General features: G+C 36.4%; 19 protein-coding genes. All 19 read left to right on the forward strand.

From position 1 onward, the window contains the following. The first annotated feature begins 1 nt into the window (after position 1). The 19 genes from BLP68_RS10750 to BLP68_RS10840 all read left to right on the forward strand — a co-directional run bounded on the left by BLP68_RS10750 (position 2) and on the right by BLP68_RS10840 (position 21,783). A complete protein-coding gene (locus BLP68_RS10750; RefSeq protein ID WP_091543302.1) occupies positions 2–4,501 on the forward strand; it encodes a non-ribosomal peptide synthetase in 4,500 nt (1,499 codons plus the stop codon). An 81-nt stretch (positions 4,502–4,582) separates the two neighbouring features. After that, positions 4,583–5,815 (forward strand): methionine adenosyltransferase, encoded by a 1,233-nt coding sequence (metK, locus tag BLP68_RS10755; RefSeq protein ID WP_091543303.1) that lies wholly within the window; start codon positions 4,583–4,585, stop codon positions 5,813–5,815. A gap of 14 nt (positions 5,816–5,829) precedes the next feature. Further along, entirely contained in the window at positions 5,830–7,044 is a 1,215-nt protein-coding gene (locus tag BLP68_RS10760; RefSeq protein WP_091543305.1) for a beta-ketoacyl-[acyl-carrier-protein] synthase family protein, read from the forward strand. Then, positions 7,041–8,009 carry a beta-ketoacyl synthase N-terminal-like domain-containing protein gene (locus tag BLP68_RS10765; protein ID WP_091543306.1) on the forward strand — a complete coding sequence of 323 codons (969 nt, stop codon included), beginning with the start codon at positions 7,041–7,043 and terminating at the stop codon, positions 8,007–8,009. The genes BLP68_RS10760 and BLP68_RS10765 overlap by 4 nt, the downstream gene beginning before the upstream one ends. A gap of 23 nt (positions 8,010–8,032) precedes the next feature. Continuing rightward, the gene (locus BLP68_RS10770; RefSeq protein ID WP_091543308.1) at positions 8,033–8,281 is read left to right on the forward strand and encodes an acyl carrier protein; all 249 of its coding nucleotides are present in this window, start codon (positions 8,033–8,035) and stop codon (positions 8,279–8,281) included. Then, the gene (gene fabZ / locus BLP68_RS10775; RefSeq protein ID WP_091543309.1) at positions 8,278–8,724 is read left to right on the forward strand and encodes a 3-hydroxyacyl-ACP dehydratase FabZ; all 447 of its coding nucleotides are present in this window, start codon (positions 8,278–8,280) and stop codon (positions 8,722–8,724) included. The genes BLP68_RS10770 and fabZ overlap by 4 nt, the downstream gene beginning before the upstream one ends. Continuing rightward, positions 8,714–9,895, forward strand: coding sequence for a beta-ketoacyl synthase N-terminal-like domain-containing protein (locus tag BLP68_RS10780; RefSeq protein WP_091543311.1), 1,182 nt, complete (start codon positions 8,714–8,716; stop codon positions 9,893–9,895). Before fabZ ends, BLP68_RS10780 begins: the two co-directional genes overlap by 11 nt. Next, positions 9,885–10,487 carry a beta-ketoacyl-[acyl-carrier-protein] synthase family protein gene (locus BLP68_RS10785; protein WP_091543312.1) on the forward strand — a complete coding sequence of 201 codons (603 nt, stop codon included), beginning with the start codon at positions 9,885–9,887 and terminating at the stop codon, positions 10,485–10,487. Before BLP68_RS10780 ends, BLP68_RS10785 begins: the two co-directional genes overlap by 11 nt. Then, positions 10,462–11,772, forward strand: a complete 1,311-nt coding sequence (locus BLP68_RS10790) for a B12-binding domain-containing radical SAM protein (RefSeq protein ID WP_176758970.1) — start codon at positions 10,462–10,464, stop codon at positions 11,770–11,772. Before BLP68_RS10785 ends, BLP68_RS10790 begins: the two co-directional genes overlap by 26 nt. After that, a complete protein-coding gene (locus tag BLP68_RS10795) occupies positions 11,769–13,079 on the forward strand; it encodes a B12-binding domain-containing radical SAM protein (RefSeq protein ID WP_091543316.1) in 1,311 nt (436 codons plus the stop codon). Before BLP68_RS10790 ends, BLP68_RS10795 begins: the two co-directional genes overlap by 4 nt. Next, positions 13,080–13,988, forward strand: coding sequence for a 2-hydroxyacyl-CoA dehydratase family protein (locus BLP68_RS10800; protein WP_091543318.1), 909 nt, complete (start codon positions 13,080–13,082; stop codon positions 13,986–13,988). After that, on the forward strand, positions 13,988–15,223 hold the full coding sequence (locus tag BLP68_RS10805) for a 2-hydroxyacyl-CoA dehydratase subunit D (RefSeq protein ID WP_091543320.1): 1,236 nt from the start codon (positions 13,988–13,990) through the stop codon (positions 15,221–15,223). The genes BLP68_RS10800 and BLP68_RS10805 overlap by 1 nt, the downstream gene beginning before the upstream one ends. After that, positions 15,207–15,980 carry an acyl-CoA dehydratase activase gene (locus BLP68_RS10810; protein ID WP_207647912.1) on the forward strand — a complete coding sequence of 258 codons (774 nt, stop codon included), beginning with the start codon at positions 15,207–15,209 and terminating at the stop codon, positions 15,978–15,980. The genes BLP68_RS10805 and BLP68_RS10810 overlap by 17 nt, the downstream gene beginning before the upstream one ends. A gap of 4 nt (positions 15,981–15,984) precedes the next feature. Continuing rightward, the gene (locus BLP68_RS10815) at positions 15,985–16,689 is read left to right on the forward strand and encodes a hypothetical protein (protein ID WP_091543323.1); all 705 of its coding nucleotides are present in this window, start codon (positions 15,985–15,987) and stop codon (positions 16,687–16,689) included. Next, a complete protein-coding gene (locus tag BLP68_RS10820; protein ID WP_176758971.1) occupies positions 16,670–17,848 on the forward strand; it encodes a 2-hydroxyacyl-CoA dehydratase family protein in 1,179 nt (392 codons plus the stop codon). The genes BLP68_RS10815 and BLP68_RS10820 overlap by 20 nt, the downstream gene beginning before the upstream one ends. After that, positions 17,838–18,578, forward strand: a complete 741-nt coding sequence (locus BLP68_RS10825; protein WP_176758972.1) for an enoyl-CoA hydratase/isomerase family protein — start codon at positions 17,838–17,840, stop codon at positions 18,576–18,578. The genes BLP68_RS10820 and BLP68_RS10825 overlap by 11 nt, the downstream gene beginning before the upstream one ends. A gap of 14 nt (positions 18,579–18,592) precedes the next feature. Further along, positions 18,593–19,342, forward strand: a complete 750-nt coding sequence (gene fabG, locus BLP68_RS10830) for a 3-oxoacyl-ACP reductase FabG (RefSeq protein ID WP_091543327.1) — start codon at positions 18,593–18,595, stop codon at positions 19,340–19,342. Then, positions 19,343–20,902, forward strand: a complete 1,560-nt coding sequence (locus tag BLP68_RS10835) for an NHL domain-containing protein (RefSeq protein WP_091543329.1) — start codon at positions 19,343–19,345, stop codon at positions 20,900–20,902. 2 nt (positions 20,903–20,904) lie between these two features. Then, on the forward strand, positions 20,905–21,783 hold the full coding sequence (locus BLP68_RS10840) for an alpha/beta hydrolase (RefSeq protein WP_176758973.1): 879 nt from the start codon (positions 20,905–20,907) through the stop codon (positions 21,781–21,783). The last annotated feature ends 37 nt before the right edge of the window (positions 21,784–21,820 follow it).

A 21,820-nucleotide genomic window follows, 5' to 3' on the forward strand; every position in this document is an offset into this window, starting at 1 on the left:
ATTGGATAGAGATATTACATTGTATCCATTAACACATCCACAAAAAAGAGTATGGTATATAGAAAAAATTTACCCCAGCACTTCAGTAAATAATATTAGTGGAACCGTAAGAGCTGAGGGGAAAATTGATTATAAAGTACTGGAAAGAGCTATAGATACGTTTGTGGAGGCCAATGATGGAGTAAGAATCCAATTAAAGGAAGTTGAAGGTGAAGGCTTTCAATATATTGAGGAATTTGTCAGCTGCCATGTGGACTTTTTTGATTTTAGTAATAGCTCAAACCCTGAAGAAGATTTTAACGCATGGGCATGTGAAGAATCGAAAATACCCTTTATACTTGAAGATAGTCCTTTGTACTACTTTGCTATATTTAAAATTAATGAAGGGAGTAGTGGCTATTACGTAAAGTTTCATCATATAGTTTGCGATGGTTGGTCGATAAAGCTGATGACAGAACAGATAAGTCAAGCCTATAACAGCATTATTAACAATGAAGAAGAGTATCTGGAGAAGAAACCTTCTTATCTTCAATATGTAATAAATGAGAAGGCGTACCTAACTTCAGATAAAATCCATAAAAATAGAGAATTCTGGACAAGTAAGTTTTCTGAGGTTATAGAGGGTATTACCAGGGGAAAAATTAATAATTTCCCAGGGAAAAGAAAATCCTTCCACTTTAATAAATATGAATCAAAAGAAATTCTTGAATATGTTAAAGAAAATAGTATATCCCTAAATACACTATTTACTGCGGCGACATTAATTTATTTAAGTATCGCTGAACAGCGGAATGACATTACAGTAGGTATTCCCGTATTAAATAGAAGTGGCAAAATAGAAAAAAGTATAGTTGGTATGTTCACCAGTACAGTACCTTTGAGAATTAAGGTGGATGAAGAAGAGGAAATTTACAGCTTTATTCAAAAAATAAAATCTGAAATGAAGAAGTGCCTATTTCACCAGAAATATCCCTATAATCTCCTTGTTCAAGATTTACAGCTAAAGAAAAAAGGGTATGACAATCTATTTGATGTATGCATAAACTACTATAATACAAAACTGGAGAGCAGACTAGAGGGTATACCCTTGGATAACAAAGAAATCTATAACGGTAGGCAAATTTACCCGTTGCAAATAGTGATTAAAGAGTGGTATGGAGAAGGAAAACTGACTTTAGAGTTTGATTACCAGCAGGAACATTATAACGAAGGTAATATTGAAGATTTATTTTTATACATAAATAAAATCCTTAAATCAATAATTTCAAATGCAGGCATAAAACTAAAGGATATCAATATTTTATCAGAAGAGCAGGTAAAATATCAGTTATGGGACTATAATGATACGGTAAATAACTATGATGACAATACAATAGATCAAATGTTTGAAGAAGAGGCACAAAAAACACCTGATAAAATTGCTGTTTCCTACAAGGAGAGGCAATTGACTTATAAAGAGCTTAAAATGAAATCTGATAAGCTAGCCAGCTTTCTACTGGACAGTGGAGTTGAAAAAGGAGAAATTGTAGGCTTAATGACAAATCATTCTATCGAGACTATAATAGGTATTCTCGGTATTATGAAGGCTGGAGCTGCTTTTCTTCCTATAGATTCCAATTATCCTCCAGAGAGGATAAAGCACATGCTGGAAGAATGCAGTGTATCAACAATAGTTTCAAACTGTAAATTAAATAATGACATTACTTTATCTTTTAATACCATACAGTTGGACAACCCTGAAATATATAAGCAAATATTACATTTGCCAGCCCGTAAAAATAAGCTTTCGGATATTGTCTATGTTATATACACTTCTGGATCTACAGGAAAGCCAAAGGGGGTACATGTTCAACACAGAGGTCTGGTAAATTATATAAAGTGGGCACAGAAAACATATGTAAAAAATGAGACGGAGGTTTTTCCCTTATATTCTTCTTTAACCTTTGATTTAACCATTACTTCTATTTTTCTGCCTTTGATTTCCGGAGGTAAAATCATTATATACAGAGATGAGGATGACACAGAGTATGTCTTATATAGAGTCTTTAAAGACAAGCTGGCTACAATAGTAAAGCTGACGCCATCTCAGCTATCCTTGATAAAGGATATGGATAATGGGAAATCCACAGTTAAAAGGCTTATAGTAGGAGGAGAGGATTTAAAAGTAAGTCTGGCAAAGTCTATATATGAAAGCTTCCAGGGTGATATAGAAATATTTAACGAGTATGGGCCTACTGAAACAGTTGTAGGCTGTATGATACATAGATTTGATATAGATAGAGATACAGGTCTATCTGTACCAATAGGAAAACCTATTGATAACGTTCAGATATATATATTGGATAAATATATGAGACTTTTACCTCCAGGAAGCGTTGGAGAATTATATGTATCTGGTGATGGAGTTGCAAGAGGCTACATGAGAAAGCAGGATTTAACCGATGCTAGATTTATTACAAACCCCTTTATCAAGGGAAAAAGGATGTACAAAACTGGAGATTTAGCAAAGCTTAATCTGCAGGGAAATATAGAATTTGTCGGCAGAGCTGATAGACAGGTGAAGATTAGAGGACATCGCATCGAATTAGGAGAAATAGAAAATTCCTTGCTGAGCTTTGAAGCAATAGAAAATGCAGTTGTCAGTATCCGTCAACAGGCTAATGGAGATAAATATCTATGTGGCTACATTGTAGAGAAGATAAAGGTAGATTTAAATGAACTAAAGGATTATTTAAGCCAATTTTTATTCAATTATGCAATACCAGAACACTGGATTTATATGGACAATATACCTTTAACGAAAAATGGAAAAGTAGATTATAATATGCTGCCAGAACCTGAGATAGTCACTAATAAAAAAATAGTAGAACCACGGAATTCAATAGAAAAGGTTTTACTGGAGTATATTGTTGAATTAATAGGTGTTGAAGCAGTTGGAATGAAGGATAATTTTTTCCATATTGGTGGAGATTCAATAAAAGCCATTCAACTATCCTCCAGACTTCAAGGAAAAGGATATAAAATAAGGGTAGAGGATATTTTATCTAAGCCCCTTTTAGAAGAAATGGCTCTTTGTATATTGGAGGGGGAGTATATATCAAAAAATAACAATAATACTTGTGAAGGAAGCATTAAAGCTTCACCTATCACGGAATGGTTTTTTGCACAAAACCTCCAAAACCCAGATTGTTTTACCCAGTCGGTAATGGTTAATATAAGAGGGGGTATTGATGAAAATCAGTTTAATGATATATTTCAAAAACTAATCCAGCATCATGATATATTGAGGGTCAACTATGATCCTATAAAAAAGGAGCTTTATTATAATAATAGATACTTGAATAACAATTTTAAAGTTGCTTTTTATGATCTTTCAAAGTATACAGTGGAAGAACAGAAGAAAATGCTTCAACAGATTTCAACTGAGGAATCTGGGTTTAACATAGAAAGGGATATTTTGATAAAGGCATGCTTATTTTATATGGACAAGCAGCAGTATAAATTATTTATAAAAGTCCATCACCTGGCTATTGACGGTGTTTCCTGGAGGATACTGATAGATGATATCTCTACTGCAATTGAGCAGTTAATTTTAGGAAGGGAAATAGAATTACCTTCAAAGACAAGCTCATATAGTCAATGGTGTGAAGAAATAAATAGATTTTCTATAGATAAGGCTCTGGAAAAAGAAAAGAGCTACTGGCAAGAAATTGTTCAAAAAGAGATTACATTTCCTGCAGCAGGAAAGAAGTATTTTAAATCCAGCACTAAGAAAGGTTTAACAATAACAGCGCAGCTTACAGAAGATGAAACAGCAAATTTAGTCTATAGAGCAAATCGTGCCTATAACACTAAGGTGAATGAATTACTGATTATTTCATTGGTTATGACTATTGCACAGCTTAGTGGAAGTTCCAGTGTGGTTTTAGAGCTGGAAAGTCATGGTAGAGAACACTCCCTCATGGAAAGTGACTTAACTAGAACAGTTGGCTGGTTTACCAGTATGTTTCCCACCTCCTTTAAAGCTGAGGGAATAGAAGAGATGGATATTCTAATTAAAAGTCTAAAGGAACAAATCAGGGAAATACCATATAACGGAATAGGGTATGGAATTCTCAGATATCTGAAAAAGCAAATACAGGATAATTATGAGAATACAAGATTACGGTTTAACTATATGGGTGACATGGATGATATAGGTGGATACAAATATGTAAAAGATGCTGGTATATGCTTTTCAGCCTACAGTGACGCATCAAATATTTTGACATGTCCCATGGTAATTAATGCTCTGTTGATGGAAGATAAGCTAACCATACTAGCCACCTATGACGAAAAGCTTATCAATACAGATAAATGTAAAGAGTTTATAAATTTATATGTAGAAAACATAAGTAAAATAGTTGATTATTGTATCAGTAAGGATACTATCCAATATACTGTCTCCGATTTTGATTTGGTAAAGATTTCTCAAGAGGAGCTAAATAATTTAATTAAATAAATTCAAATTTGAAACCCCATAGGAGATATGAAAAAGCTCCTATGGGGTTTCTTATAAAATATAAGGTAGAGGAGTGTAGGTATGAGTAAAAAAATATTATTTTCATCTGAATCTGTAACCGAAGGTCATCCAGATAAAATCTGTGATTGCATATCTGACGCAGTACTGGACGCCGTTATAGAGAAGGATCCAGAAGCTAGGGTGGCATGTGAAACAGCTGTTACAACTGGACTTGTACTGGTAATGGGGGAAATAACCACAAAGGCTTATGTGGAAATTCCAGATATAGTTCGCAGTACAATTAAGGAGATTGGATACGATAATTCCGTATATGGGTTTGATTACAAAAGCTGCTCTGTTATTACGTCAATTGATAAGCAATCAGAAGATATTGCTTTAGGAGTTGACAAGGCAAAGGACAAAGAGAATTGCGAAAATTTATACAGCCAGTGTGAAGGGTATTGTAATGATAATCCGGCGGAGGGAAGTATTCTCGGTGCAGGTGATCAAGGAATGATGTTTGGATACGCTTGTCAAGAAACCGAAGATTATATGCCTATGCCCATTTATCTAGCCCACAAGCTTACCAAAAAACTTACTAAACTAAGGAAATCAAGAGGTATTGATTATCTAGGGCCAGATGGAAAAGCCATCGTAACTGTTGAATACCAGAACAATATACCTGTGAGAATAGACAATATTGGGGTATCGATCCAGCACCTGCCAGAGGTGGATAGGGGTACTTTAGTATCTGACATTGTTAATAAAGTAATTATTCCAGAGATACCTAAGGAACTAATAGACAATGCCACCAGATTTATGGTGAATCCTACTGGTCGCTTCGTAAAGGGCGGTCCATGTGCAGATTCAGGTCTTACAGGCAGAAAAATTATAGTTGATACATATGGAGGCTTTGGAAGACATGGTGGAGGAGCATTCTCTGGTAAAGATCCAACAAAGGTAGATAGAACCGGTGCTTATGCAGCCAGATATATAGCTAAAAACATAGTGGCTGCAGGCTTGGCAGAAAGATGTGAAGTGCAGATTGCCTATATCATTGGTGTAGCTAATCCAGTTTCTTTACATATAGATACCTTTGGAACTGGAAAAATCCATAGCAATAAAATAGTTAAGATAGTCAAAAGTATTTTTGATTTAAGACCATCGGCCCTTATAGATAATTTTATGCTGAAAAGACCAATATATAAAGCCCTTTCATCCTACGGTCATTTTGGACGTCCCGAGCTGAATCTTCCATGGGAGCAATTGGACAAAGTAGATGAAATAAAGGCTAAAGCAAGTACATTGGCATAGGATGGAGAAAAATTATGACAAATATAATTGTTACTGGTATGGGGGTTGTTTCAACAGCAGGAAACGACTTAAATACATTTTGGGATACCCTGGTGAATGGGAAAGTAACCTATGGAGAAATAGACGAATTTAAAGAAGACCCCAACTATAGAATTAAAGTAGGAGCAAAAATTAAGGATACAGCCTGGACTAAAAATATTCCAAGTAACATGGAAGAATACGGTAAAGCAGCAAAATATGCTGTAAGGGCAGTCAGCAATGGACTTAATGATGCAGGCTTAACATCCAGTAGATTGCATAAAAACCGTACTGCCATTATTATAGGAACCACTATGGGGGAGATACAGGTAGAGGAGGAAGTAACACAGCTAAAGTGTAAGCTAGGACTTGATCAGGTTCCACCAGAGCTTTTAAACCAGTATAGAACAGATAATATAGGAAATGCAGTTAAGAAAGTTTTGCAGATATCAGGACCTGCCTATATTGTTCCAACTGCCTGTGCAGCAGGTAATTACGCAATCGCATTGGGGAGGCGACTGATTGAGTGGAATTATGTAGATGTGGCTATTGCAGGAGGAGTTGATGTATTTTCTCGGGTTGCCTTTACTGGCTTTCAACGCTTGCTTTCACTAGCACCAGATATTTGCAGACCCTTTGACATGGAAAGAAAGGGGTTGGTGGTGGGAGAAGGATGTGGAATATTGATTATGGAAAGGTTAGGGTGGAGAAATGATCAAAATAATAGATACGGAGAAATTTTAGGTGTAGGCTTAACCTCAGATAGATACCATATGACAGCTCCCCATCCAGAAGGAGATGGAGCCCAGCGAGCTATTGTACAAGCATTATATGAATCAGGACTTTCACCAAATCAAATTGATTATATTTCAGCCCATGGTACTGGAACCACCATGAACGATAAGGTAGAGGTAAAGGCTTTGATGGAGGTTTATGATAATATAAAAATTCCTCCCATAAGTTCAATTAAATCAATGATAGGACATTCTATGGGTGCAGCAAGTGGGTTGGAGCTAATTGCATCATTTCTTATGATGAAGAAGGGTATAATGCTGCCTACTGTAAATTATAGTACACCTGATCCTGATTGCTCTGTCGATTGTGTTCCAAACCTTGCAAGAGAAGGTACAATGAGATATATACTATCAAATTCATATGCTTTTGGAGGACAGGTTAGCAGTATTATTATAGGCAGGGGAGATTATATATGAATAAAAGAGTTTTTATTACTGGTATAGGCTGTGTATTGGGAAATAGATTTCAAGAGGATGGGAAATATTATTCCATTGCAGAAGGACAATATGAAGATATAATAGCCAGGCGAAGGCTTAATGCATTAGATCGTATCAGTAAACAATGTATAGCAGCTGCTGAATTGGCTTTTATGGATGCAAATCTGAAGGAGGAGAGGATTCCTGAGGATTGTGGTATTTTTTTTGGCACTGCATTTGGTCCTATAAGCAGTATACATAAATTTGATACAGTATCAGTTGAAAAGGGAGCCCTTTTTGTTAACCCCAGTCATTTTCCAAATACTGTCCTAAACTCACCTGCATGTCGAACTGGCATTGAATTTGCCATAGCAGGACCAGTATATACAATATGCAATGGCATTACATCTACATTAGATGCTTTAGGGTTGGGTTATTGCCATGTTAAAAATAATATTACTTCACTTGTTATCGCTGGTGGTGTAGATGAAGTATCGGAGCTTCAGTTAAAAACATATGATTCCCATAATACTATAGTAGAAGGCTGTGGCTTTGCAGTATTGGAAAGTGAAGAATATATGGAAGATAAAAATAATGTCTATGAGATACTTGGCTATGATACCTTTAGTGTTTTGAAGGAAGATACCCACCAAATATGCAGGGAATTGTCCGATAGGATAGGGGAGCTGGTTAAATCTTTAGACTTGCAAAGTGATGTAATATTCTTCAGCATTTATAGCTGTTTAGCCAGTGAAACTGTTGAAAAAATATTGGAAGAAATAAAACAATATTTCAATAATCCAATAAAATATAAGCTTGTTACTGAAGATTTTATTGGAGCAGGTGGAATAGTTCAATTGTTTGATTTAATGAAAAACTCTGAAAATACAAGGGGTTTAAATATATTATTAAATATGGATGAAGGTAAAGCAACGATGTTACTATTGTCAAAATATATCAAATAAATTATTTATTGGAGGGTAAATTTATGAGTGTAAAAAATACTGTTACAGAAATTGTTTGTGAAATAATTGGGATGCAGGCTGATGAGATTAATCCCGATGCTTCCTTTAGTGAGGATATGGGAATAGATTCTCTAAGAGCATTGGAAATTCTTGCAGCCATTGAGAATATATTTGAAATAACCATTGACCCAGAGAGATTAAAGGACATGGGTTCACTCAACAAGGTTATTAAAGTAACTGAAGAGCATGTGAAATGTTGTGATAATTTATGATTACATTTGATAAGATAAGAAGATATTTGAAACAGGAAGCGCCCTTTGTATTTATTGACAAGGTTTTGGAATATGAGGTGGATAAAAGAATAGTGGCTTTAAAAAATGTATCAGGTGGTGAATTGTTTTCGTCATTGCATTTTCCAGAAAAGGCCATTTATCCAGGGGTTTTTCTTGTGGAATCTGTGGCTCAAACAACCGCTGTTTTATGCTATATTTCTAGAAAAGATGAAGAATCCCAAGATACACAATATTTAGCCCTTGGAGGGATACAGCAATTTCAATTTATAAAACCTGTAAAGCCAGGAGATTCCCTTATAATTCAAGTGGACATAACAAAAAGAATTGCCAATATGGTTTTAGTAAAGGCAGTAATCACCGTAGATAAGGCTGTAGTAGCGTGTGGACAGCTTTCCTTCGGAGTGATGAAGGATGAGGAATAGAGAAAACAATATATTCATCACAGGTGTAGGGGTTGTTTCCATATTCGGGAATTCACTAAATGAGTTTTGGACAGGTCTTATGAGGCAGGATAATATTCCAATTCATGTTGAATACTTAAAAAAATCAGGTGGTGAAAATACCTTAGGTCTACCAGCAGACATGCCTGTTGAGGATAATCAACCGGCTGACAGAATTCTAGAAATGGGGGAAAAAGCAATATATTCAGCCATAAAGGATTGGGGAGGCAACTTGTCTGATTATAAACGTATATGCCTTGTGGTGGGATCAGGGCTGGGGTTTTCAGACTGTTTTTTATTTAGAGATGATTTACAGAATAATAAAGAGCTTCTATCGACATTGGGAGAAAGGCTTGCAGGCTTTGTTGATAAGGAGTGTAGAAATGTTTATATTGCAAATGCATGCTGTGCAGGAGCACAGGCCATTAGCTATGGAATGGATCTTCTGGAATTAAATCGATATGATTTGGTAATTGCGGGAGGTATTGATATTTTATCCAACATTGCCTACTCTGGCTTTTTAAGGCTGAATTCCATAGACTTTATGGGCTGTAGACCCTTTGATAGAGATAGAAAGGGAATTGCAACAGGGGAAGGTGCAGCATTTTTTGTATTGGAGAAGCAAAGGGAAGCTTATAGTAAAAAACCTAAAGTATACTGCGAACTAGTAGGCTCTGGAATAACAAATGATGCTTATCACGTAGTACAGATGAAAAATGATGGAAGGCAAATATTGAGGGCAATGGAAGAGGCCCTTGAGGCTTCTGGAATGACCAGAGGAGATATAGACCTGGTTGTAACCCATGGAACAGGTACTATACAAAATGATATTATAGAAGCCAACACTATAGAAACCTTTTTTAAAGAAGATTTAATTAATATCCATGTGACAGCCCCTAAAGGGGCTATTGGTCATACCGGGGGAGCTTCAGGAGCCTTTGGCCTATTGACTGCAGTTGGTTCCATTTGCCATGAATGTGTTCCCCCCATTTGTAACTTTAAAGAGGCTGATAATGGATTTAATATACCATTGGTTGGGAGAAATAGAGTACAGGCAAAGGTATCTGGTGCTATGGTAAATACCTTTGCATTTGGTGGAACCAATGTAATTATTGTTTGTAAAAACCATATTGGAAGTGATTATGTTGGATAGAGTGTACATTATATCAACGAAATATATAAATGAAGAAATGCTCAAAAAAACATCCCTTAAGCATCGTGATTCAAGAGTTATGGATGTACTGTCAAAAAAAGCCTTATTATTGGCAAGAGAAATCTTCAGTGAAGAAGTAAGCAAAAAAATTAAAAGTGAAAGGCAGGGAATAGTAATTGCTTCCGATACTGGTCCCTGCACCTCATTATGGGAGCACACAAATATTTTGCAAACTGTTGGATTTAAAGGCATTAATCCAAGTAAATTTCCCAATACCATGCTTAGCACGGTATTAAGTCGTGTCTCAACAGAATTTAATTTGAAGGGTCCCTCAACGGCCATGTATGTAAATTCCAATAGAAGTGAAGCACTTGAATATGCAGTTGTACAAATTTTGATGGGGAGAAGTGACTTAATGGCAGTTATGTTTATAGGTGAAGGTGAAAATGGATTTGGAATATTAATAATGAGCCAAAAATTTCTATTAGAAACCCAAGCTAAAGTACGATTTTATATTAATTGTTCAAATCAGCATGTCTATATTTTTGAAGAAAGGAAAAAAATCTATGAGACTAGCATTAATTTCGCCTAAAGGTGTGGCAATGGGAACAAATGAAGAAAATATACAAACTAGAGAGATCTATAATCACCTCAATAATATTGATTCATTAAAGGAACTAATGAGCTGCCCTAATTCTCCCTTACTTACTATTGCAGCACTGGCAGAAAATTTTTTTGATGAAGTCCTATACATTGACGAAGAGATTGAAGCCATAGACTGGGATGAATTCTATGATGTGGTTGCTATGTCCTTCATGACACAGCAGGCTTCAAGGGCCTTTGAATTGGCAAATAAGTTTAGAGAAAAAGGGTCTTACTTAGTTTGTGGTGGTATGCATCCCACAAATTCACCTGAGGAAAGCATGAAATATTTTGATAGTGTATTCATAGGTGAGGGAGAAATAACCTGGTTTGAGTTTATGAGAGATTTTAAAAATAATTCTCCACAGAGAATATATAAGAACAAGGTAGAGATCGATATGGATACCGTCCCCATTCCTCGATTTGATCTCTTGAAAATGGACAGGTATAAAACTATTCCAATACAGATTTCCAGAGGCTGTCCCCATAATTGTGAATTTTGCGCTTCTACAAAGGTTTATGGAGCAAAATATAGACATAAGAGTATTTCTAAAATTCTTACCGAGATAGAAATTATAAAGAGCTTAAAGCCCAATCCACATATATATTTTACCGATGACAACATGTTGGTGGATAAGAAATTTTCCATAGAACTGTTAAAAGAAATTCAAGGTGGTGGGTTTCGATGGATGACCCATTCAGATGTTAGTGTTGCAAAACATCCCGAGGTTCTAAAGCTCCTTTTTTCATCAGGATGCCGTAAGATAGTTATTGGCTTTGAAAGTATAGTTCCCGACTCCCTACAAAGCCTTGAAGACTGGAAATATAAGAAGCTTAATTTTTATAGTGAAGCTATTGGTATTATCCAGTCCTATGGAGTAGGTGTATGGGGGACATTTATAATTGGGCTTGACCATGATGATATTTCAGTTTTCCAAAGAGTTATAGACTTCACCTTAGAAAACAACCTCTATGGTGCTATGATTTCTGTACCTACACCATTTCCAGGCTCTGATCTCTATAGGCGCCTGGAGAATGAAGGCAGAATTCTTACAAAGCACTGGGGCAGCTATACCCTATGGAATGTCGTGGTTAAACCTGCAAAAATGTCAGTAAAGGAGCTGCAGGAAGGCTTTAAACATACACTAAACCAAATATACTCAAATGAGGCAGCAATAAAGCGGATGGAGTATTTTAAAAAAATATATGGTTCCCTTAAGGAGAATTTAAGTTGAAAAGAATACTAATTATGGCCCCTGCAATGAATGGACCTGGGGGCAATAGAAAATTCAACAGTCAATGGCCACTGTGGCTGGAAAAGGAAGTTAATAACCACCTATGGAGGCTGGTGACACCAGCCCTTCTCACACTGGCGGCCCTTACCGATAAATCAAAATACATCATTGATGTTGTGGATGAAGAATTTCAACAGGTGGATACCGAAGCATATTATGATATTGTTGCAATGTATACTATTACCCCTAATGCTAAAAGAGCATATAGCTGGTCAAGGTATTTTAAAGCCAGGGGCAGCTGGGTAGCTTTAGGTGGAGTACATGCAACTATTATCCCAAAAGAAGCCAGTGAATATGCCGACACAGTTTTAGTAGGTGAGGGAGAATATATATGGCCTCAGTTTTTGAAAGACTTTCAGGAGGGAAAACCACAAGATCTTTATTTTCAACCCTTTGGAGAAGTAAAGGTGAATGATTCACCGCTGCCTGCCTTTGAATTTATACCTGAATCAGGACGTAGAATAGTTCCTATACAGACGGCAAGGGGATGTCCCCATGGGTGCCGCTTTTGTAATGTAAAGAATTTATACGGAAGGGAATATCGCAGTAAGAGTATAGAAAAGGTTGGAGAAGAGGTCAATAGGGTAATGGATTTATGCAAGGGAAGCACCATATATTTTACCGATGACAATCTCTTTTGTCATATGGAAAGGGCTAAAAGACTGCTATATCTTTTGGGAGATTATAGGGCCATGTGGTATACCAATTCTGATCTTTCCTTTGGTATGAATGAAGAATTTATAAAGCTGGCCTATAAGAGTGGCTGTAGGCAGGTTTTGATAGGCTTTGAAAGTATTACAGCAAAAAATCTTAAAGATATAGATTACACTAATTTTAAAATGCGTCACATACCACTTTACCAGGAGACAATAGAAAGAATACAATCCAATGGCATTGGAGTAGTAGGAAGCTTTATTGTGGGATTAGATGGTGATGACTGTAGTGTGTTTGATACTTTAGCTGATTTCATATTTCAAACAAAGCTCTACGGAGTAAGTATAACAGTAAATACTCCATATCCAGGTACTGAAATATTTAAGACAATGGACAGCAGAAATAGAATTTCTTCATATGATTGGGATCAATATACAATATTTCAACCAGTAATTAAATCATCCCATATGACCTATGAGGAATTAAACAAAGGCTATATTAATCTTTTAAAGCAAATAAACTCACCTGCCTACACAGCACAGAAGCTTCAATACTTTAAGGAAAATATAAAAAATCTAAGGGGAAGTAAATAAGTGAAGGAAAAAGCAAGAAGCCTCAAAATTGCATATATGTGTTCATATGTTCCATATAAATTTATGGAACAGCAGGGATTTGAGATGATTTACATTAATCAACCATATAATATCTCCAAGGAAATGCATGACAAATTACCAGTTAATCTATGCAGCTATGTTCGCTATTGTCAAAAGGTTGTTGAAACAGGTGACTTTGATGGCATAATACTGACAAATTGTTGTAATGGTGTACAGAGATTATATGATTATATGAAGTCAGAGGTTAAAATAAGATTTTGTTATTTGCTGGAATTACCAAGAAAAAATACCCTTAAAGAATATGAATTCTATTATAAATCTGTTAGTTTGCTGGTGGAAGAAATGAAAAAATATTTTGACATAGGTGATATTTCTATATTAAAGAAGTCCCCAGAAGAAATTCGAGTAAAAGAAAAGGTACCAGATGGAAGAACTGTGCTGGCACTGGGAAGTGCAGTCAGTCCATCAACAATGGAGACACTAAATGATTATTTTACATCCTACAATATACTGGTGAAGGCTTGTAGTACAAGACAAAGCGGCGATGCCATACTGGAAATCCGCAATAAATTTACCGGTAGAGATTTTGATATATCAAATAAAGAATTCTTAATTGATGCTGAGCCCTGTCCTAGAATGAATGATTTTACAGGCTGGTTTAAACAGTTTATAGCTCAACAGCATACCGGCTTATGTGGGGTGGTATATATATCACCTCAAAGGTGCGATAACCTTCTACTTAGTTATCCTCACGTAAAAAAAATATGCGATTCCCTTCATATCCCCATAATACAAATTGAAGAGGAATATGGCAGCTGGGCTATGGGGCAGCCATCAGTAAGACTGGAGGCCTTTGCCGAAAATTTAGGATTCAAGGGGAAAAAATAATGAGAAATAATAATGAATTTAAACAACGGATGAGTTTAGTAAAGGCAGTTATTCCAGGGCTTCAGCTGGAGGCAGTAAAAAAGTTGGTGGAAAATCAGATAGATATTTTTACTGAGATAATATGGAAAAACCCAGAAAAAATTATTTGGACAAATATGGTAATGCCATTGGAGATTTTTTATGCAGCAGGGCTGGTGCCTATAAATATGGAATTAGTTGCAGGCTGGCTAGCTACTTTAGGCTTGTCGAAAAAATATATTATGCTAAGTGAAAGTATGGGCTTTAGTCCAACCCTGTGTTCTTACCATAAAGCTGTATTAGGAGTATGTGAAAATGGAGATTTGCCCTTTCCAAGGGCAGCAGCCATTACATCCCATTTATGTGATGGTGGTAATGGAGTAGTAAATCACTTTGTCCATAGATATGATACATGCTCCTATACACTAAATATACCATATCACAATAATGGCTTACATTTTAGCTATGTTCTGCAACAGTATAGAGAACTGATAAAATGGCTGGAGGATTATACTGGAAGTAAATTGTCAAATGAAAAATTATCCAGAGCACTAGAGCTTTCCAACAGGGCAAGGGAATACTGGGTAAAGGTTTTACAGCTGAGGAGGGGAGTGCCTTTAATCAATGGACATCTTGCCTTGAGAAACCTCTTTGGGGCTACCTTTCTATTTGGCACAGAAATTGGAGTAGAAGTAGCAAAGGCCTACCATCAGCAGCTTTGTGACAGCAAGGCTGCAGAATCTAAAACTGACTCAAACCGCAGCACAAAACGCATATTATGGATACACTTTGCACCATTATATGCCAATCAATTAATGGAATATCTTGAAGAACAGCTTAATTGTCGTATTGTTTTCGATATAACAGGTTATATTTACTGGCCGGAATATGAGCTTGAAAAGCCACTGGAAAGTCTAACACAAAGAACATTATCACACTTTTACATGGGTGATGCCCAGGAGAGAAAAAATCTGTATTCCAGCTTAATAAAGGATTTTAGAATTGACGGCGTTATACACTTTATGCACAATGGATGCCGTGCCATTCCAGGATGGTCATGGCAGGTAAGACAGGTTGCAGAAGAGGGAAATATTCCCTTTTTGGAGATTTCGGGAGACTGTGTAGACCCCAGAGGCTTTTCAGAGGAACAGATGAGACTCAGGCTGGAGGCTTTTAATGAAGCTCTAAGGAGGGATGAATTTGTTTTTAGGAGTTGATGTAGGTTCAATTAGTACCGATGCAGTGTTGATTGACAGTCAAAAAAATATATTGTCCTATTACATTGTAAAAAGTGGGTTTGATCATAAAGCTGCTGTTGATAAGGTATTAAAGGGAGTTTGTGAAGGAGCTGGAATAAAGTCTAAGAATATTATTAAAATGGTGGGAACTGGCTACGGAAGGCGGAATGTTTCTGGTATTTACAAATCTGTTACAGAAATATCCTGTCATGCCATGGGGATACATACCATATTTCCCACTGTAAGAACCCTTATTGATATAGGTGGACAGGATAGTAAGGTAATCCGTATATCGGAGGAGGGCTTTGTGGAGACATTTGTAATGAATGATAAATGTGCTGCTGGGACTGGTCGATTTCTTGAGGTAATGGCAAATGCAATGGATGTAGGTGTAGAAATGTTGGGGGAATATTCATCGAGGGCAACTAAAGCTGTGAAAATCAGTAGTACATGCACTATTTTTGCTGAATCAGAGGTAATATCAAGGATTTCACAAGGGGATACAGAAGAGCAAATAATTGCAGGTGTACATAATGCCATAGCAGATCGTATTGTAGCAATGGTAAATTCCATAGGATTAAAGAAGGATCTTGCCTTAACTGGTGGGGTAGCAAAAAATGAGGGTATTAAAGCAGCACTGGAAAAAAAATTTGGAAAGATATTGGTACCAGAAGAGCCTCAAATAACAGGTGCTCTGGGGGCAGCAATCTATGCCCTGAATTATAAGGAATCATAATGGCATGAAAAATAATCTCAGAATTGGCTGGTATTGCCCCTATACTCTTCCCCCTATAGCACAGATTAAAAATATCACAGAGGTTGAAATTCTATGGAATGAAGGAAAAAACTCTTTTTTTGGAAATGTAAAGCTCTGTCGTAAAATGACCGCACTACTAGAAACAGTAGAGAGTAAAGAAATAAATGGACTGATTATGCCAGAATGCTGTAATGTAGCCTATTCAATAAAGGAATATTTAAAAAGAGAATATACTGATTTATCCCTTTACAGTATATATATCCCCAGAAAAGTAGATGAATCCTTTAATGAAACCCTATGGAATCAGTGGAATATCCTTTATGATAAATTGGACGGAAATCAACAAGTAGAAAATAGCAAATTAAATACAAATCCCTTTACATGTAATATAAAGGAAATAGCCACAAGGATAGATGATTTACCAATGATTAACCCTAAAAACAATTGGTGTTCTATGCCAAAGGATTATCAGATTAATGATAAAAGCCTTAAACAAATTGCTGGTGATATATTAGAGACAGTGAATTGTCCAAGATTAATCTTTAAGAATAATAAAAGACATAGTAAATTTAATGATGTTCCTGTACCAGACCAGCAGTGTATAATACAAAGATACTATACCTGCTTGTCTCAACAGCCTATAATGAATGGAAATGGTGATGAAGCAGATGAAAGCACTAGTACATAGAATGGATTTATCTGCAAGACTTCATAAAGGATTGGGCAGTACATATCTTTCTCAGTATCTTGAGATGCAAAAAAAATCATTGGAAAAAATTTTAGCAGGAGGGTCCTATATTGCAAGTACCTTTTATATGCCCAGTGAATTATTCAAGCTTTTAGATATAGAGGTTATATATATTGAAAGGCTTACAGGCTTTACAGCGGCTAACCAGCTTCTTACTAATATACAGTTTTATCGGTCTTTGAACAATCTCCCAGAATGTGGATGCTCATATCAAATTGCCTTCGACAGTCTTTTAAGTAATAAGCATATACCGTGGCCCAGTGAAATTATTGCTTTAAACTATGCCTGTGATGACGGATGGATCTATGGCAGCTATGCCAGTGCAAAGTATTCTGTACCATTCCACTTTGTTGAGGTCAATAGAGACACACAGGCTTTGGCAGTAGATTTGAAGGATTTGTATAATAAATTAAGGAGTAAATATATAGAAAAGAATTCTATAGAGAAAATTGTCGAAATATCCAACAGTACCATGGCTGTTAAAGAGGAAATAGATGCTTTACGTTTAGAAAATCCAGGGATAATAAATAGCATGGATGCATTTAGAATTTTTACGTTGTATAACGATTTAGGAGACCTTCAGACCTTTGATATTTTAAATGATCTTAAAAATAAAATCCATGAAGGGTTACAGAGCTATCAAAAACCTTCTGGAGCTAAAATATTGTGGCTGGGAGTTATTCCCCTCTATCATAACCGAATTATAACAGATTTAGAAGAAAGATATGTCTGTAGGGTTGTTTACGAGGATCTATTTGATTTTACAAATAGGTATTTATCAGTTGATGGCTTTTTTAATGATCTTGCCAGTCGTATAGAGTCATCTGTTTTTTTCTCCCTACAGAATCGGTTAGATGCCATACAACGTTATAATAAGACTATAGAAATTGATGGCATAATACATTTTTCTCAAAGAAATTGTAAGTTTCTGCCTTCTATGGTGCCCATATTAAGGAGAGAGATGGAAAAAGCCAATATTCCCTTTGTTGAAGTATCGGGAGATGTAATTGAATCACAATACTTTAATATTGAAGGCTTTTGGAATGTAATGGATGTATTCTTTGAGGGAATCTATGGGGGTAGAAAGCTTGTATATTAAAATAAAAGAATTTAATCATATAGCTGTAGTAGAGTTAAATAGGAGTCCCGCTAATGGATTTAGCAGGGGCTTTCTTATGGAGTTTATTAGGGCAATAAAAAAGGTTGATGAAGATAGAAGTATAAAAATCGTCATTATATCCAGCAAACAAAGTCAAATTTTCTCATCGGGTCTTGATTTAAGAAGTCTTATGGGAGATAACGCCGATGAAATGTCAAGAAACATATTTGATGCAGTTCATCTTGTATATAAAATTGTAGAAAAAATAATGTTGTCGAAAAAGATTTTTATAGGAGCCCTTTCCGGAGCAACTATAGGGTCAGCAGTATCAGTTGCTTTAGCATGTGATTTACTGATAGGCAGTCCCGAGACATGGTTTTGGCTGCCAGATCCTCAGTATGGGGGATTATTGGCGGATGGAGGAATTGATTTACTCATAAATCACATTGGCACCTCAAGGGCAAAGATGCTGGCATTGACAAATGACAGAATTAATCCTCAAAGAGCCCTTGAATGGGGGATATTGTATAGAGTGGTTGAGAAGGGTAAATTACTGGATGTGGCTTTTTCAGAGGCAAAACGATTATCTGGATACTCTACTGATACCCTAAGCTATACCAAAAGATTGATTAACGAAGGAATACTAAATAGCTTTAAGTGTGATGAGCTAAAAGAAATATTAAATAATAGAGAAATATACAATAGATTGCAGAACTATATTAAATTATAACAGGAGGGAAGGACATGGGATTAGATAATAAGGTTGCAATAGTATCGGGAGGTTCTCGAGGGATTGGCAGAGAAATAGTTTTATCCTTTGCCCAAAGCGGTGCAAATGTTGTATTCACATACTTTAATAGTCCTGATGCTGCCAAAGGGGTGGAGGAAGCGGCAAAGGACCTAAAGGGAACAGTAAAGGCATTTCATGTAGATATAAGGAATGCTGATGAGGTAAAAGAGCTGGTTAAAAAGGTTATAGATACATGGGGTACTGTGGACATTGTGGTTAATAATGCAGGCATCTCAAAGGATAAAACACTTCCATTCATGGAGCATGAAGAATGGAAAAGTGTTTTGGAAACTAATATATATGGAACCTTTTATTTAACTCAGGCAGCAATAGCCTATCTATTAAAAAAGAAGAAGGGAAGAATTATTAACATCAGTTCAATTAGTGGTATAAGCGGCATACCTGGTCAAACCAACTATTCTGCCTCCAAGGCAGCTTTATTAGGATTTACACGATCATTGGCCAAGGAGGTAGCACGTTACGGAATTAGTGTTAATGCAATTGCTCCAGCCGGTGTAGAGACAGATATGTTTAGAGCTTTATCCCCAAAACAAAAAGATACCCTATTACAAAATGTTCCTATGGGGAGGCTGTGTTCAGCCAATGAAGTAGCAGATATTGCCCTTTTTCTTGCGGATGATGCTATGTCACCAGATTATTTAACTGGAGCAACTATAGTTTTAGATGGGGGAATGGGATCTTAAATGAGTAGAACAATTGATAATCTCACGTTGGTCTGGGATAGACAAACAAGTATTAAGAATATTTCACGTAACCTGAGAAATAAAAAGCAAATTTCAATTGCATTAATTGACATAGATTTCTTTACAAATATAGATGCAAAGGTTGGGGGAGAAATAGGTGATACAATACTGTTCAATATTGCCAATTATTTAAAGAAAACCCCAAAGGTAACTGTAGGAAGGTATGGTGGAGACGAGTTCATAATGATGTTCTTAAATGCAAGTGAAGAAGAAGTAAAGGAAAAGGTTTATGCAATTCACAAGGATTTCAAGAAGCAGAGGTTTATACCAAAGGGATCATTGTATGAAAAGGTTCCAATAACCATTAGTATAGGTATGGCATTTAGCTCGGCGACTACTAATGGCTCCTTCCTTCTTTTAAAATCTGCTGAAACGGCACTGGCAATGGCTAAGAAGAAGGGAAGGAATAGAGTTGAAGTGGCAACAGATATGAAAATACAACTGATGCGGAAAAATGGAGTAGTGACAACAGCAGTTGGAGGAGGATTAAAGGGCAGCTGCAAAGACGGCGAAAAGGCCTTTAAGGCAGAAATTGCAGAACCCTATGGTGTTGATTTGAATAGAAGGGGAGACCTTTTTATCGTTGATAGAGGAAATCATAGAATAATAAAGGTAAATTATCAAGGACGAGTATACACAGTAGCAGGTTCAAAAGACTGCGGGTATCTTGGCGATGGTGGCTTGGCAACAGAAGCCCTTTTGTCAAAACCCAGTGGAGTCGCCATAGATAATAATAATAATATTTACATTGCTGATACAGGAAATCATCGGATAAGAAAGGTAGATGGAAAAGGGATTATAACAACTGTAGCAGGATGTGAACTTGATGGTTACAGCGGTGATGGGGGAAGTGCTGTTTTAGCAAAGCTTAGCCGTCCAGGAGGCGTGGTAGTAGACATAAGGGGAAATGTTTATACAAATGATTACGGGAATAATGTTATCAGGATGATAACACCAGAAGGACTTATATATACTGTTGCCGGATCAGGGAAATATGGATACGAGGGAGATGGTAGGGGGGCAAGTGAAGCTACTATGGATAGACCCTACGGCCTTGCAATTAATCCTGATGGAAGCATGCTGTATATTGCCGATTATGGGAACAACTGTATTCGACAGGTGGATATGAAGAGTAAAATAATAACCACATTATGTGGAGGTGGAAAAGCTGGGTATATGGGTGATGGAGGCGATTCCACAGAGGCACTTCTTGATGGGCCATATTGGGTATGCCTATGGGGAGAAAAATACCTGTTGATTGCAGATGGAAATAACAACTGTATTAGGATTGTAAACCTTGAAACTAGAAGAATTGATACATTAGTAGGTGGAAAAGAAGCAGGATATAGAGACAGCAAATATATTGAAGATGTTACCTTCAACACTACAGCCGGGATGGCTGTAGATACTAAAAAAGAAGTCATCTATGTTTGTGATTATGCAAATAACTCCATTAGAAGGGTTTTAATGAGGGACATAACTATGCCGGAAGGAATATGACAATGGTAATAATTATAGTTGCTTTTTGTTTATTAATCTTCATAACCTACAGCTTAATGGAGGCATATTATCTTGTTCACTCACTAAGTCATCCTGCCATAAGGAAGCATCTAATAGGTATCAACAACACATTAGTATCCAATAAAAAATTTGACTTTAAAAGCAACACTGGGCTGAAGCTTAAAGCCATAGAATATTTACCTGCTTTAATGCCCCGAGGGACAATTATAGCCTTTCATTATTTGGGAGGCTCTAAAGAATCTATATTTCCATATTTGGAATTTTTAATTGCTGGAGGCTATAGGGTCATTAGCTTTGATTTTCCCAATCATGGCGAAAGTGATAGCCAGGTGACAACTAAGTTTACCCTCGACAAGGATGCCTTTATGCTAATGGAAAAAATTAAAGAAATGGGTATTGGCGGTCCATATGGTGTTATGGGGCTTTCTATGGGGGCAACTGCAGCCTTGGCGGTATATGAAGGATATCCAGAAATAAAGGGGGCGGTTATTGACAGCGGGCCCCTTATTTATGTCAGAGAATATTTTGACTATGTTTTAAATATTAAAGGTATAAAAAATCCCCTATGCAGGTTCTTCTTTAAAGTGCTTTATCTTCACCTTGTAGGCTTTAAAAGCATGTCGGAAAATACTTTAAAATCCCTTAAAAAACTAAAGGGAAGGCCGATTTTTTTTATTCAGGCCGAGAAGGATACTACAATACCAATAAGAAATGCTTTAAAGGCATTTCAGCTGGTTAAATCAGATAAGGCAATGTTTTGGAGTGTCCCAAAGTCCAGACATTTGACAATTCTTAGTCAAAATAGTAAGGAATATAAGAAGAGAGTATTGGACTTTTTTGATGATGTTTTTTGCATATAGTTAACTGAGCTTGTAGAAATATAGTAGAGGAGGGAGA

The sequence above is a fragment of the Alkaliphilus peptidifermentans DSM 18978 genome (assembly GCF_900101495.1).
GTDB lineage: Bacteria > Bacillota > Clostridia > Peptostreptococcales > Natronincolaceae > Alkaliphilus_C > Alkaliphilus_C peptidifermentans.

Bases quoted from the DNA above. Each gene is read 5' to 3' on its own strand.
- BLP68_RS10835 (WP_091543329.1), top strand. From the start codon at position 19,343: ATGAGTAGAACAATTGATAATCTCACGTTGGTCTGGGATAGACAAACA.
- BLP68_RS10780 (WP_091543311.1), top strand. From the start codon at position 8,714: ATGAGGAATAGAGAAAACAATATATTCATCACAGGTGTAGGGGTTGTT.
- BLP68_RS10760 (WP_091543305.1), top strand. From the start codon at position 5,830: ATGACAAATATAATTGTTACTGGTATGGGGGTTGTTTCAACAGCAGGA.
- BLP68_RS10805 (WP_091543320.1), top strand. From the start codon at position 13,988: ATGAGAAATAATAATGAATTTAAACAACGGATGAGTTTAGTAAAGGCA.
- fabZ (WP_091543309.1), top strand. From the start codon at position 8,278: ATGATTACATTTGATAAGATAAGAAGATATTTGAAACAGGAAGCGCCC.
- fabG (WP_091543327.1), top strand. From the start codon at position 18,593: ATGGGATTAGATAATAAGGTTGCAATAGTATCGGGAGGTTCTCGAGGG.
- BLP68_RS10820 (WP_176758971.1), top strand. From the start codon at position 16,670: ATGAAAGCACTAGTACATAGAATGGATTTATCTGCAAGACTTCATAAA.
- BLP68_RS10840 (WP_176758973.1), top strand. From the start codon at position 20,905: ATGGTAATAATTATAGTTGCTTTTTGTTTATTAATCTTCATAACCTAC.
- BLP68_RS10770 (WP_091543308.1), top strand. From the start codon at position 8,033: ATGAGTGTAAAAAATACTGTTACAGAAATTGTTTGTGAAATAATTGGG.
- BLP68_RS10785 (WP_091543312.1), top strand. From the start codon at position 9,885: ATGTTGGATAGAGTGTACATTATATCAACGAAATATATAAATGAAGAA.
- metK (WP_091543303.1), top strand. From the start codon at position 4,583: ATGAGTAAAAAAATATTATTTTCATCTGAATCTGTAACCGAAGGTCAT.
- BLP68_RS10790 (WP_176758970.1), top strand. From the start codon at position 10,462: ATGAGACTAGCATTAATTTCGCCTAAAGGTGTGGCAATGGGAACAAAT.
- BLP68_RS10815 (WP_091543323.1), top strand. From the start codon at position 15,985: ATGAAAAATAATCTCAGAATTGGCTGGTATTGCCCCTATACTCTTCCC.
- BLP68_RS10765 (WP_091543306.1), top strand. From the start codon at position 7,041: ATGAATAAAAGAGTTTTTATTACTGGTATAGGCTGTGTATTGGGAAAT.